The organism is Bradyrhizobium sp. 190 (assembly GCF_023073415.1).
Taxonomy (GTDB): domain Bacteria; phylum Pseudomonadota; class Alphaproteobacteria; order Rhizobiales; family Xanthobacteraceae; genus Bradyrhizobium.
The window spans coordinates 36,601-49,942 of record NZ_JADPJL010000008.1 but is presented as its reverse complement, the minus strand read 5'-3'; the positions used below and the strand labels follow the sequence as shown (position 1 = coordinate 49,942).

The window sequence follows — 13,342 nt, the reverse complement described above, 5'->3', positions numbered from 1 at the left end:
TCCTGTGATCGAGAATGAGTAATCCGAAAGGGTCGAGCCGCGAACCGGTTCAAAAGACTATGCTCGTGGGTGTGAGTACATTGCGCATCTCGGTTTCTGGAGATTCTTGATCGAATGGTTTTATCCTGCTGGCGACCACAAGATGCTTAATTGATCAATGAATTTCCATTCCGAGTGATCCTGTATGGAAGACTCGAGCCGAGCAGAAGGTGCAGTACATGACGGTCCTGACGCGCCTCTCCGAAGGTTAAGCAGTTCAAGTATCCCATTAGGGACAGGTCTGACCGACGAGACCGCGGACGATTCGTCGAGACGAGGTGACGAGGGCTGCCGCAGCTCCAGAACTTAATTCGTCGGTGAGCAGTCCACACGTTCAACGGACACGCGCCCGAAGCCGGTGAACAATCTCCGCCGCAACTCATCGCCGCCAGACGGTCAGGGTACCAAGCTAATCGGCCCAAAGCCAAAAGTGCCTCACATCATCGATGTAATTACGCCTTTAAGCATAGCGACAAACGAAAAAAGAGCAGCGGCGCCGCCGGCCCGTCTCAACCACCTCTCGGCGTCCCTCGGCAAGGGGGCCCCGGCCGGATGAATCTCCACGCAACGTGAAGTTATTCGCCTCGCCTCCGTTGACGGCCAACTCGCGCCGGGAATCGGCGCCCGCTTGTGTGTGAGGTGTCTGACCTCGACACGCTATAAGGTGCTGTCCGAGGTGCACACAAACTCCAACAGATCCTAGCGGCTATGATTGAGAGCTTGGCCGTACGGAGCCTACGCGACGCTATACTCCTCGATGAGACGTTTCGTGTTCAGAATATTGCTCTTGCTTGAAGCTCCGAACACAATTGATTTGATGTCCTTCTGGCGGCAGACGTACTCGATAGCCTCACGCGGGTTGATCGCTCCCGAAGCCAGGACGGACATCGCCACCGGCCTGAACTTGCGGGATGCAATGGCTTTCTCGTAAAGCTCGATACCGCCACACATCCGAAAGCCCAGCTTATTTATGTTCGCGCATACGATTGGGTTCTCTATGCCAACTTCCTCCAGAACATCGAGAAGACGCGGCATGTTCATCGTTATAAAGCCCGGCTCGGCCTTGTAGCGGTCCCGCACGTGGTCGGCAAAAATGCGAAACCCGTCCTTGATCCCCATCCCAAGCAACAGGTCGGTGACCACGTTCTGGAGAAAGATAACCGGCGTCTTCAGCCCACTGAACATTTTCATCTCAGCGTCGATCAGGAGCCGCGCCATACCCTCCACATCGCGCCTGGCTACAGATACACCACCCCTCACCAGCGCAGAAAGGGCACCCTCCGCGGGCAAAAACCGCTTCAATGCCTCCATCGTTCCGTGCTCGGTCACGGCATTTGCGTATTTGTGGGCGTACGGCATGCAGGGATAGAATTCGAGCTTCGAATATCGCTCCGGGTGCAAACGGACATGCGCGCAGACCTCAGCGATTCGATCATGCGTCGTGCACATGAAGACATGGATTCCGCTGTCATAGGCGGCATCCAGCAAATCAATGATTTCCTGGATATCCGCAAAGCGGATGGCCTGCGCACGCGCCTTCTCCTCGGACATGTGATTGATGCCGAAGAACTGATTATCGCCGAACAATACTCGATCCACTGGCCCCTCCTCCCTTGATGGGAGAGCATATCTATCTCAGCGCCCCATGACCGCAGACAAGAAGCCTCCAGACCCGTTCGGGCTCAGAGTTGGGCTCCTGGATCCGGAATCCACTTGCCGCCACGCTTCTCCCGCATTCTGCAACATCGCGGACACGACACAATCAGTCTGAACCGCAGACTCGAAGGACGAGATATTCTCCCGGCGACCTTCTACGATGCATTGGAAGAAGTGGTCGAGCTGCGCAGAGTATTCCTCGCCCCGCAGGTAATACCAGACATCGCTATGAAAGTCGGTTGTATGACGAATATCCCAACCCTCTTTCGCCGCAACAGCGCCGCCCGCCGCGTTTCGAATGAATGTCTTCACTTCCTGACGGTCGACGACCATACGTCCATTCGTGCCCCAGAGCGTGACCTGCGTCGACATTCTGCGCAAACTGTCGTCGCTCCAGTTGGCCGCAATCATCCCCGTCATGCCGTCGGCAAAATGCATCGTCGCGTAGACCTCGTCGTCAACGTCCCGGGAAAATATCCTGTTGAGCACCGTCCCGGACACAGCATCGGGCCTGCCAACAAGATAGTTCACGATATCGATTGCATGGCATGCGTAGTCATAGAGGCAGCCGCCGCCCTCATTGCCCTTCGATCGCCATGTCGCCCCTTTGGGTCGCAACACCACCGGGCCATAGGCTTCAACTCTGACGTGATGAAGCCGGCCTAGCGCGTGCGCATCGAGTAAACGCTTGGCCTCGTTGAACGCCCCGACGAATCGGTAGTGATACCCCACTTGGTTGACGACACCTTTCCTTTCAGCCAGCTCCGCCAGATCGAGACCGTCGGACACATCGAGGCAAAATGGCTTTTCGCAAAACACGTGGAGGCCTCTATTGAGGGCCTCGCGGACCATTTCCCCATGAAATCGCGAAGGCGTCGCAATGATGACCGCATCGAGCGATTTCTTATCGAGCATTTCCCGATAGTTGGAGAAGACCTCGATGCCCGTATATTTGTGGAGGATGCTGCACAAATAACTCGCGCTATCACAAATTCCGACCAGCTTGACCGCAGGATGCGTGTTGACGATCGCGAGATGGGAAAGTCCCATCTTGCCAAGCCCGATCAAACCAACATTGACCATGGAAGTCTCCCCAAAATAATCAACGGCTCTCAATCGACCAAAAATTCTCGCACCCGCCTGACAAACGGCTCCGGCGCAAAGCTCGTGAACCCGGCGCCGGCAACACTTCCGCCTGTCATGGCCTTGGCGATCGCAAGCTCGAGCTCTTCGTCCGACATGGCAGCATAAACGCCCGGCCTCTCGCGAAGCCACTTGAGGGTGTGGAGCTGATGGTCCGTTGTGTGCTCCCGATTCACTGCGAGCCGCGGCAGCATCACGATAGGCTTGCGCATTTCAGCGGCGACGAAGTAGCTGCCCATTCCGGCATGGGCGACCATAATCACGGCATTGCGGACGACTTCCTGAAATTTGCTCGGCGGAAGCATCCGCGTCCAGCGCATGTGGCTTGGCCGGTAAGTGCCGTCGCCAATCTGAGCCAGGACTTCACTATCGGCATGCGCCTGCGCCCATTTGTCCATCGAAAGGATCAGGCGATCAAACGCCATCATCGAGCCAACAGTCACAAAAATCAAAGGACTGCTCCCCAGTAATCCGGACCGCCTGTCCGCCGCAGGTGTGGCCACTGGGTAAGCCACACATCGCAAAAACGTCTCGCGCGTGATCCCGACAGCGACATCTGTTCACAATTGGCAATGCTGTCGATCCACATCGTTCTGGCACGCAACAGGCATTTGGCAAGCGCCAGGGCGATCATGCCGGGACCCGACCCCGTCGTGACGACCACATGCGGACGCTCACGCATCAGGATAAACGTCAGCTGAGCGACCAGTATCGCCAACCCAATTCGGTCCCAGCGGGTTACATCGCGGACGGCATGGAAGCGATGGCCGGGGACCTCCTCGGCATACGCCGACCGAACACCTACAAACACTACGTCCAATCCATCGAATGCCGGTTGTAGCCGACGCATTTGCATCCAGTGTCCCCCTCCGGATGCCACGACGAGGACCTTGTTGGACACGATGGCACTCCAAGCCCTGATACGATGCCGCTCGCTAGCTGCCTATCTATCGGCAAAGCCACCACGGCTATGCTTGATAAGCGCCAGCAGAAAGCGCGCGCTCTCAATTCTCCTCCGCCAAAGCGGTCTGCGGACGAAAATTGACCGTGCCACTACACTAATAGCAAAACTCCCCGCGCGGGATTGCGAATCAGGATTACCCAAATCGTGACACGGGTGTTCGTAGATATAGCTGGCACATCAAATGGGCTGGATTGGTCAGATTGGCGCGCCGTCCATGCCTCGGAGCGAGGTGTCGGTCATTGATCAGCGACAGAGTTTGTGATTGCCTTGCAAGAAGGAGCTCACCTGAGGGAGGCTGGCCAACGTTCGGGATCAGTCCTGACTTGGGCTATAAGTGGCTGAGGCGGTGGCAGCCCGGTGATCGGGATTACAGTCGTCGCCCGAAGAGGATGCCCAAGCGCAGCCACGCTTCGGTGGAAGGCGCAAGTGGGTGGCTGTCCACTACAAGCATCCAGCATAGGAATTCGCAAGACCGCCAGGCGTCTGGTTCCAATGGAAGATGTATTGGCGCCAGACCGCTCGACTTAATCTAAGTTTGGATTGGTGGGCCAACGAGCCGGCGGGGCGAGCGGGGGCGTTCACCCCAGATGGCGCTCCCGCGCTGCCCCGCCGGCTCCTGCACAGGAGCTTACCTCATGACGCAAGAACAGAAGGTCATCCGGGCCAAGGTCGGCGTGCTGGAACTCGCCGAGCAGCTGGGCAATGTCAGCCAGGCCTGCAAGATGATGGGATATAGTCGCGACAGCTTCTACCGATTCAAGGAGCTGTATAAGGTGGCGAGCTGGCACTGCAGGAGATCAGCCGCAAGAAGCCAATCCTCAAGAATCGGGTCGCGCCCGAGGTCGAGGCGGCCGTGAGCAGCCGACCTGAGGTCCAGGAGCGGGTTGCCAACGAACTGAAGAAACAGGGCTTGTCGATCTCGCCGTTCGGGGTGCGGACCGTCTGGTTGCGTTTGGCGAACACCAAGAAACGCCTCAAGGTGCTCGAAGCCAGGACGGCTTTGTCCTCACCGAAGCCCAGGTCGTGGCGCTGGAGAAGGCCAAGACCGAGAAGGAGGTCCGCGCGAGTTCGAGAGAGCGAATGTCCCGGCTATTGCGGTCCAGGACACCTTCTATGTCGGCCACATGAAAGGCATCGGCCGCATCTATCAGCAGACCCTTCGTCGATACCTACGCCAAGGTGGCTTCGCCAAGCTCTACGACCGCAAGACGCCGATCGCGGCGGCGGAGATTCGAGGAGCACGGCATTGCCGTGCGCCGGGTGCTGACCGATCGGGGCACCGAGTATTGCGGCAATCCCGAGCATCACGACTACGAGCTCTAGCTCGCCGTCGAGGACATCGATCACACCCGCACCAAGACCAAGAGCCCCGCAGACCAACGGCATCTGCGCGCGGTTCCATCGAACCGTGCTCGACGAGTTCTATCGCGCGTGGCGTTCCGCAAGAAAATCTATCGGACCATCGACGAACTGCAAAGCGATCTCGATGGTTGGGTGGCGGCCTGCAACGAAACGCGTCCGCATCAGGGACGATGGTGCTATGGAAAAACGCCGCTGCAAACCTTCCTTGACGCGCTGCACATTGCGAGGGAGAAATTGCTGCCGGCCGCGTAACGCCGGACACAATCTTCGTCGGACACCCGCCACGACGAAGCGCCATTTGTCAGGTCAAGTACCGACGTTTACACTTTGCGGCCTGCATGCGCGACCTCGTCGACATCCATTATCCCTGAGCCGAGCACATCCGCCTCGTGCTCGACGATCTTTCAACCCATTCGGCCGGGCGCTCTACCAGGCCTTTCCGGCCGACGAAGCACGGCGAGTCCTGCGCCGATTGGAGTTCCACTACGTCCCAAAGCACGCCAGCTGGCTGAACATGGTCGAGATCGAGATCGGTGTCCTCGCCCGCCGACGCCTCGATCGGCGCATCGACAGTTCGCCCGCCCCGTCGCCGAGACCGCCGCCTGGGAGAAACGGCGCAATGCCGACCGCGCCCGCGTCAAATGGATGTTCACAACCGAAAAGGCCCGCGCCAAAAAGCGCCTATCCAAAGCCCTCAGCCAAATCAGGCCAATTTCAACGAGTCAAAACCTCTGTGCCGAGGTACTAGTAGATTGAGCTTGAATGATTGTGTACGTCACTGGCGACGCTGACTCTGAAGTTTTCAGCACCGATCGGCGGCTCTCGCCCACCACAACAACCCGCTCCCGCAAGCCAAGAATCGCCCATCGGATGCTGAGTTCCAGCATCAGCCAGCATGGACCCTGCTGATTTGGTAGTCCCCAATCGGTTCAGGCCCGTCACATCTAGAGCATGACGGTTGATTCAGAACCGATGCTTTGACGCGTTTTCGTCGTGCGAACAGGCCCTCGAAAGCGCTTTAGCCAATCGATGCGGTATCGTTTTTCCACGAGCACGCGTCAAAACAGTTCATCACTTCCCTCCTGACGCATCGCTCAAATTGGAGCTGGGGAAGCCGTTTCGATGCAGGCATTCAGACTGAAGTTTCACGACCGATATGAGTTTGTCGATGTCTTCGCGCGCGGTGCGCCCAGCGAAACTACAAGCAGATCGAGCGGTGCATGGCATGATCATCATGCGCGCCCGATTGCTAGATTTTCCAGACCTGACGGCTTGAAGGTACGCAGAAACATCTCAAGGTTGAGCAGAGACCAAAGCATCTTTTCATGGTTTTGACGGCGGGCGAGATGCTCGTGGACAAGGCGCTTCAAGATATTTCTGTTGCAGAAGGTTGCCACACGCGCACCATCGCAGAGCAACAAATCGGCAACAAATTCGTGATACGGACCGCGAAACCACTCCTCAATCGGCACGCGAAATCCGATTTTTTTGCGCGTCAGAATCCCTGGCGGCAGCGTGTGCTCCATCGCGGTTCGCAATACTGACTTGCCGCCCTTCCGGCCGACTAAGAAGTTGTCCGGAAACCGCGCAACAAGCTTGGCGAGAATAGTGTCCATGAATGGCATCCTGCCCTCAATCGAGGCTGCCATCATCATGCGATCGCCACGCTCAAGGAGATTGTCGGGTAGCCACGACGTCTGATCGAAGAACAGCGTGCGCCGAACGTTGGAGCCGATGCGCATCGAAAACGGATGGGAATCCGGAGGTATCACAGGTAGTGGACGCCCGAAAATCCTGTCCCGGTCGTTCATGGAGACCCCGCCAAACCAGAGTTGCATGCGACTCGGCCAATCCCGCTCGCCCGCCGCGGTGGTGAGGGTTTTGACGCGACGCATATCGTACGGAAGTGCGTGCATGAAGGGCGATATGATGCCTTCGTGAATGATCCGTGGCACTAATCGCTGATAGAGCTCGATCCACAACTCGGCTCGGTGCTTGGGATAGCCGCCCAATAGTTCGTCCGATCCTTCTCCGGTGAGGACCATTTTCACCTTGCTTGCCGCCATATGCGACAGCATCATGATTGGAATGTCCGCCGTTTCGGAAACAGGAGCGCCGCGACGCAGTATGGCGGTCGGCCAGCTTTTCAGAAAGTCGTGCGGCTCCAGCACGAGTTCCTCGTGATTCGTGTCGAATTGGCGAGCGATGGTGCGGGCGTGATCGAGCTCGGAGTAGGCAGCTTCACGAAAGCCCACTGAGAAGGTGCGCACGCGCTCAGAGCTATGGCGGACCATTGCAGCGACAACCGCAGACGAATCGATGCCGCCGGATAGGTAGGCTCCAAACGCAACGTCGCTTCGCATGCGGATGCGTACGGCCTCATCGAAGGTCTCCTTGAACATCCGAACCGCTTCGTCGAAATTTGTGATGTCGGGCTCTCCCGACGCCAACGGTGGTGTGAAATACCGGGTAATGTTTGTGCGACCATCGCGCCACACCAAATAGCAGCCGGGTGGAAGCTTGCGAACAGCGCGAAAAAATGTCCCGGGGCCCGGCACATAGCGATTGAGGATATAATGCTCGACGGCATGTGGATCGATGCGGCGATCCATGCCTGGAAACTGGAGGAGTGGCTCGATTTCTGAGGCGAACAGGAGACCTGATTTCTCGGCTATGAACAGCGGCTTCTTGCCGAACGGGTCGCGCGCCAGGACGAGGTGTTGAGCCGTCGCATCCCACAATCCGAAAGCGAACATGCCGCGGAAACGTCTAATCGAATCGAGTCCCCAAGCGCGGTAGGCTTCGATTAGCACTTCCGTGTCGGAGGACGTGCGAAAAACATGGCCGAGCGCGATGAGCTCATCGCGCAGCTCAACATAATTGTAGATCTCTCCGTTGAAGATGAGAGCGATGGAGCCATCAGCGCTCCACATGGGCTGGGTTCCGCCCTCGACATCGATGATGGAGAGGCGCCGATGCCCAAAGCTGATTTGATGGCGCCCGCCCGCAGTATCGGCCTGCCAATATCCCGAGCCGTCGGGGCCCCTATGATTCACAAGGTTGGTGAGGCGAGCAAGAGTTTCGTAATCTTGCCGGTGCTCTCCTCGGAGTATCCAGCCAAAAATCCCGCACATCGCTCATCACCAGCTTCTGCGTTCCGAACAGTGCTGGAGCTACGAACGACCCTCAACGGGTAAAACGGATTACCCTATTTGTGCTCACGCAGCCGATCAGCACGCTCCCTGCACGACAAGGCTGGCCCATGCGCTCCCGTTGGACATCGCCTTAAAAACCACCGCCAGACGGATCGAAGACCAAGCCATCCGACTATTTGATGCGCGGGTGCACATATCCTGACTGGCATCGAATGTGGGAGCCGGCAAGCAGCAGCAGAGTGAGGACCATCGCCACAGTTCTTGCGCCGATGGAAAGTTCTAACTCTCTCTGCATTTGCACCCACCCATGTTCAAGTTGCGGCTAGCCCCTTTGCCAACTCTTGCAACCGTGCCTTTGCGGGCATCTGCTCCAGACGGCGGAGGTTGAACTCCAGATGCTCTTTCTTAAACATCGAAAAAAGCGTGATTCCATCTTTGTTGGTCGCAAGCGCGTAATCCGCCAGGAACGCCGCGGCAATCTCCTCGCTGCTTCCGCGATAGCCGGCTTCGTGCAACACCTGCAGCCTGATCGCGTTCGACTCGATCAGTTCGCGCAAGCGATCGAGAGCCCCAAATGCGCCGTAAGCGCTATGCGTTACAAACGTGATGGGTCGTCCCGACGGCTGTCGTCTGGCTGCCTCCGCCAGGGACGGCTCGAAAGGGTTATTCGCAACTTGAATGATTTGATAGATGCTCGAGTGTGCAACACCGAGCAAGCCAGCCTCTAAAGAAGAGGCAATGGAGATCGTTTTTGCCTTGCCGCTTCTGACGATTCGTTCCAGCACCGTCAGAATATCGTCACGCACCACCTCATTCTCATCGGCTTCGTGTAAGGCGAGAACTTCGACGTGATCCGTCCGCAGCCGCTGCAGGCTTTCGTCGAGACTAGCCGAGATTAGCTCCGCGGTGATCGGCAGACTCTTCGCCTTCGGACGCGCGCTGGTTATGTATTTTCGAGCCATTGGAACGGAGTCGACGATAGCGCGTACCACTGGCTTTGCCGCGCGCAGCAGTAGCGGCGTTCGTGCCGGCCGGATCCCCACCTTCGTGCAGATCCTCAACTTGTCTCGTCTTCCTTGCACAAAGTCCCCAAGTATCGCCTCGGCTCCAGCATCGCCGTATGACGGTGCCACATCAAACCACGTGATCCCGGCATCGCACGCGCGAGCAAGCGCGTTGAGACCCTCCCGGCGACCGACGCGCGAGCCGAGGGAGGCGCATCCCATGCCGATTTCGGATCTAGGACCGGCATCCTTTACACTGAGCTGCATCACTATTTGTCCGTATTGCTTGCTTCCAGGATGGCGCACTTTGACTTCATCGGCACGGTAAACCATGAACTTTCCAACGTTCCGCAAGGCGCATGCCAAGGGCAACCGCTGTTAAGGTGGGATTGGCTTGTCCCGACGTCGGCAGCACTGCTGTGCTGACTACGAAGAGATTGGCGGAATCGAATGCGCGCAGGTTTTTATCGACCACGCCGTCATTCCTATTGGTCCCCATTCGAATTGTGCCAATCTGATGTGCGCCGTGCTTAGCCTGGCTGAGAATTGCGCCCACGCGCTGGTCAGCAGGGACATTCCATTCCAGGTAACCGAAACCAGTTCTGGTCAACCAATCAGAAAGCAGCTCATGCGTACGCACCATGGAGCGCGCATCGGTTTCGTCAAATCGAAGGTCTACGCAAATCTTTGCGAGGCCGGTGCGATCGGTATCATTTGAAAGCGTCACTCGGCTATTCGGTTGCGGCGTCTGTTCCGCATGATACGCAAGCCGGTAGCGGAAATCCTTGTTGCGAATGAAAAAGCCAGGCAGCCGCGACTTCGTCATGTAACGGCGCCAGACGAAGTCGGTCGAAACGGCTATCGCGCTCGGGAATCCCTTCAAGACATTGAGCATATGGGCGGGGATGTCGACCGGCTCCGGCGAAATGTGCAACTTCCTGATCACCTCTGAGACGATAAGGCGGCCCACAGGAGGGTAAGCCAGAGCTAAGTAGGCCAAGGACAAAATTGCACTGCCATGTCGGGGATCGTATACAGCAGGCACTACCGGATACATTGCGCTGTTTAGGATTCCTTCGCGGAGCTGCGTTGCTTCGCTAGGAACAAACCGGCGCCTGACATAGGAACCATGCGAGTCGATAAAGAAGTCGAATGCGCCAGCGAGTGCCGGATTGCGAAAGACGATCTCGCCAGTGTGGCCAGTTACGTGGGCCATGTAATAGCGGCCAAGCGGACCATTGCTGCCGCCGAACCGATCGGGCGAATTGCGTTTGGCGGCAAGGAGCAGCCGGGTGCTCTCTAAGCCGCCAGCCGCGATCACGAGATGACGCACCGGTAGTCGCAGCCGCTGCGAACCGTCGGAACGGACGATCTCAAGCGCTGTGACGAGACCGTTCGGGGCGAAATCAATGCCCGCCACCGTTGCGCAGAGGCGAACATCGATGCGGCGGCTGGTTGCCAGGTTTTTCCCATGAACCTGCTGCAACTTCTGGCGGTTGACTGCGCGCTCCAAGGTATGAAAACTGAACGTGCCGTCGTTGGTCGTAACGCCGGGAACCCGCAGTTCAAAAATCGGCTCGCCCGATTGAGTGTACCGGCAGGCCTTGCCGTAGTGCGGAAGCAGTTCCTCGTAGGTGATCGGCCAGCGCGCCCCAACCAGCCCCGGTCGCTCGGCGAAATCGATCGGGTCAAATCTTACACAGATACCCCCCCATATATTCGATGTTCCGCCGAGTTGGCGTGATATCGCAATGCCCATGTCATCGTGGATGTCGGGTCTGACAATATCGGCGTCGGAAAGTTGTTGGATGTAAGGATCCGCCGCTCTACGACCCGATTCAAGAACCAGGACCCTGAACCCCAGGTTCTCGAGCTCCACCGCGAGACATATTCCGACGGGGCCAGCGCCAATGATACAGACGTCATGCGATGCGTCGGCCAATCCATCAAAGGTTGTGCAGATCACCTTGGCTAACCCTTATATCCAAGCGAGATCCCCATCGAGCCGGAGGGAGATGAGCTATCTAAAAACATAGTCCAACAGAGAATGGCTAAGCGAAAAAGCAAAATGCAGCGACATCCAGTGACGCCGCACCGGTGCCGAACGAGCTCAACGTTGGACGAGGGCACGAGGTACCATCGTTGGGGCGGAAGACTGACGGATTGCCGCGCAGCATGCTCCGTTACTTCGGAGGGGAATCTGTGCATCCACCCGTCGCCCTGCTTGCGAAATTCCACCGTATCGGCCATCGTCAGGACATCAATGGGGCATCCTGGAATGACGCATCGCCGCCCGCGGCATGTCGACTTAGCCAAGTCCAAATAGCCAAGTCCGAACACCGCAATATTTCATCCTGCTACAATAGCCTCGGGAGAGCTGAGCAGGTAGGGTAAAAGGGCTGTTACCCTGGACTGAGTGGCTAGCCAATTGTGAGTAACTCGGTGATGAACCGAGTTTCGTTCGCTTCCGTCCACGTAATCCCGCAACGTGAACGCCGTCCCCACCACATCCGCAATCTCTCGGACCGTAGCTATAACGCAGGCGGTCTGTCATCTCGATCCACGCTTGTGATAGAGAGGGGATTACGACCTTCAGGCCATCCACCGCCACGGAAACTATCGCGCGTCGGTGCGCCGCGTCTCGAGCGTCGGATTGATCTTCGCCACCAAAGCCCGCAATGTTAGGCGGGAATTGCCGGCGATGGCTCCGCCTCAGCGTCATGACGGATTTCGGTGTATTTGATGAGTACGACCCAGAATGCCCTTCGCTTGTTGGTAGCTACACCCCACGGCGCGCATGGGGAGGGAGGAATGGATCGCGTAACGGATCTCATCATTGATACAATCGACCGACGCGAAGATCTTGGCGTCAAGGCCGAGCGACTGATAACAAGGGGACAGAAGAGCACTTATTGGGCACTGCTGGTCTTTGTGCGGGCGCTGGTCCAATTCTGTGTCGCCGCAGCGCGCGGTAACGTTGACCTAATCCACTGTCAACTCGCATGGCGCGGGAGCGCGTACCGCAAGCTGATCATCGCGGCTATAGCGCGCTATTTTGGAGTGCCTTACGTCGTTCATCTTCACGCCGGCCAGTTTGACGAATTCTGGGCAGGTGCCGGCACATGTTTGCGTCGAAGCATCAACCGATTGTTTGCGGATAGTGCGGCGATTATTGTGCTGGGCGATTATGGTGCGCGCGTCATTCTCGATCGGCTTCCCAGCCTTCGAGATAAAATTTCGATCCTTCCGAATGCGAGCACGACCCCGAGCCAACAAAATCGGAGCCGGTCGGAATCCGGGCAAGTGCGCATCACCTTCCTCGGTTACGTTCGTCCAGAGAAGGGTGTGCCACAACTCGTTGATGCACTCGGAAAACTGGCGTGTCGCACCGATTGGACGGCGACCATAGCTGGAAGCGGAGAAGTAGAGCAAACCCGCGATCAGGCTCGACGGCTGGGAATCGTCGATCGAGTGGAGTTGCCGGGCTGGCTTGGTCCTTCAGAAACCGCCGCGTTGCTGCAGCGGACAGATATTCTTGCGCTGCCATCCTTTGTCGAAAATCTTCCAATGGTAATCATCGAGGCCTTCGCTTACGGCGTAGCTGTGGTCGCAACACCTGTTGGTGCGGTTCCCGAAGTCATTGCTCATGAACGCAACGGGCTCCTCGTGCCTGTTGGGGACGCCGATGCTCTTGCCAAAGCGCTCAGTCAATTACTCGAAAATGGAGGGTTGAGACGAAGTCTGGGCGACGCCGCCCGTCGTGACCATGCAGAGCGATATGAAATCAACACCTACATCACGCGCCTCGCATCGATCTGGCGAAAGGCGGCACGATGTTGAGACGCCAGAATTTCGAGGACAATGTTGCCGGCAGCGACGACGTCGTCGATCTTGGTCCGGGCCACGGCGGTCACGGCGGGCGGCCCTCATCGGACCTCACCGGGGCTTAAATACGCGGCGACAATATCGGGCCTGTACTGGGCGAGGTGCGCGGCCAGCAAGGCGCGCAATGACCGACG

At 57.6% G+C, this 13,342-nt stretch carries 8 protein-coding genes and 2 pseudogenes; 3 read left to right on the top strand and 7 right to left on the bottom strand.

Annotated elements, in window-relative coordinates; translation table 11 throughout:
- Nucleotides 1-774 precede the first annotated feature (774 nt).
- From IVB22_RS04040 to IVB22_RS41540, 4 genes are read right to left on the bottom strand one after another with little or no spacing between them, the layout of a single operon-like run.
- Entirely contained in the window at nucleotides 775-1,638 is an 864-nt protein-coding gene (locus IVB22_RS04040) for a hypothetical protein (protein ID WP_247516030.1), read from the bottom strand.
- A 36-nt stretch (nucleotides 1,639-1,674) separates the two neighbouring features.
- Nucleotides 1,675-2,778, bottom strand: a complete 1,104-nt coding sequence (locus tag IVB22_RS04035) for a Gfo/Idh/MocA family protein (RefSeq protein ID WP_247516029.1) — start codon at nucleotides 2,776-2,778, stop codon at nucleotides 1,675-1,677.
- 29 nt (nucleotides 2,779-2,807) lie between these two features.
- The gene (locus IVB22_RS04030) at nucleotides 2,808-3,341 is read right to left on the bottom strand and encodes a glycosyltransferase (protein ID WP_247516028.1); all 534 of its coding nucleotides are present in this window, start codon (nucleotides 3,339-3,341) and stop codon (nucleotides 2,808-2,810) included.
- Entirely contained in the window at nucleotides 3,287-3,739 is a 453-nt protein-coding gene (locus IVB22_RS41540) for a UDP-N-acetylglucosamine--LPS N-acetylglucosamine transferase (protein WP_247516027.1), read from the bottom strand. Before IVB22_RS41540 ends, IVB22_RS04030 begins: the two co-directional genes overlap by 55 nt.
- Before the next feature lie 698 nt (nucleotides 3,740-4,437).
- Here IVB22_RS41540 and IVB22_RS04020 point away from each other — a divergent pair.
- Both IVB22_RS04020 and IVB22_RS04015 read left to right on the top strand, forming a co-directional pair.
- Nucleotides 4,438-5,416, top strand: a pseudogene (locus IVB22_RS04020) (helix-turn-helix domain-containing protein).
- Nucleotides 5,417-5,484: 68 nt separating this feature from the next.
- A pseudogene (locus IVB22_RS04015) lies at nucleotides 5,485-5,920 on the top strand (transposase); the annotation flags it as partial.
- A 476-nt stretch (nucleotides 5,921-6,396) separates the two neighbouring features.
- Here IVB22_RS04015 and asnB read toward each other — a convergent pair.
- The 3 genes from asnB to IVB22_RS04000 form a co-directional block, all read right to left on the bottom strand.
- The gene (gene asnB / locus IVB22_RS04010) at nucleotides 6,397-8,298 is read right to left on the bottom strand and encodes an asparagine synthase (glutamine-hydrolyzing) (protein ID WP_247516026.1); all 1,902 of its coding nucleotides are present in this window, start codon (nucleotides 8,296-8,298) and stop codon (nucleotides 6,397-6,399) included.
- 332 nt (nucleotides 8,299-8,630) lie between these two features.
- Entirely contained in the window at nucleotides 8,631-9,656 is a 1,026-nt protein-coding gene (locus tag IVB22_RS04005) for an aldo/keto reductase (RefSeq protein WP_247516025.1), read from the bottom strand.
- Nucleotides 9,637-11,289, bottom strand: a complete 1,653-nt coding sequence (locus IVB22_RS04000; RefSeq protein WP_308200352.1) for a GMC oxidoreductase — start codon at nucleotides 11,287-11,289, stop codon at nucleotides 9,637-9,639. Before IVB22_RS04000 ends, IVB22_RS04005 begins: the two co-directional genes overlap by 20 nt.
- An 845-nt stretch (nucleotides 11,290-12,134) precedes the next feature.
- Here IVB22_RS04000 and IVB22_RS03995 point away from each other — a divergent pair.
- Complete coding sequence (locus IVB22_RS03995; protein WP_247516023.1) at nucleotides 12,135-13,163, top strand: glycosyltransferase family 4 protein; 1,029 nt, start codon at nucleotides 12,135-12,137, stop codon at nucleotides 13,161-13,163.
- Nucleotides 13,164-13,342: the final 179 nt, after the last annotated feature.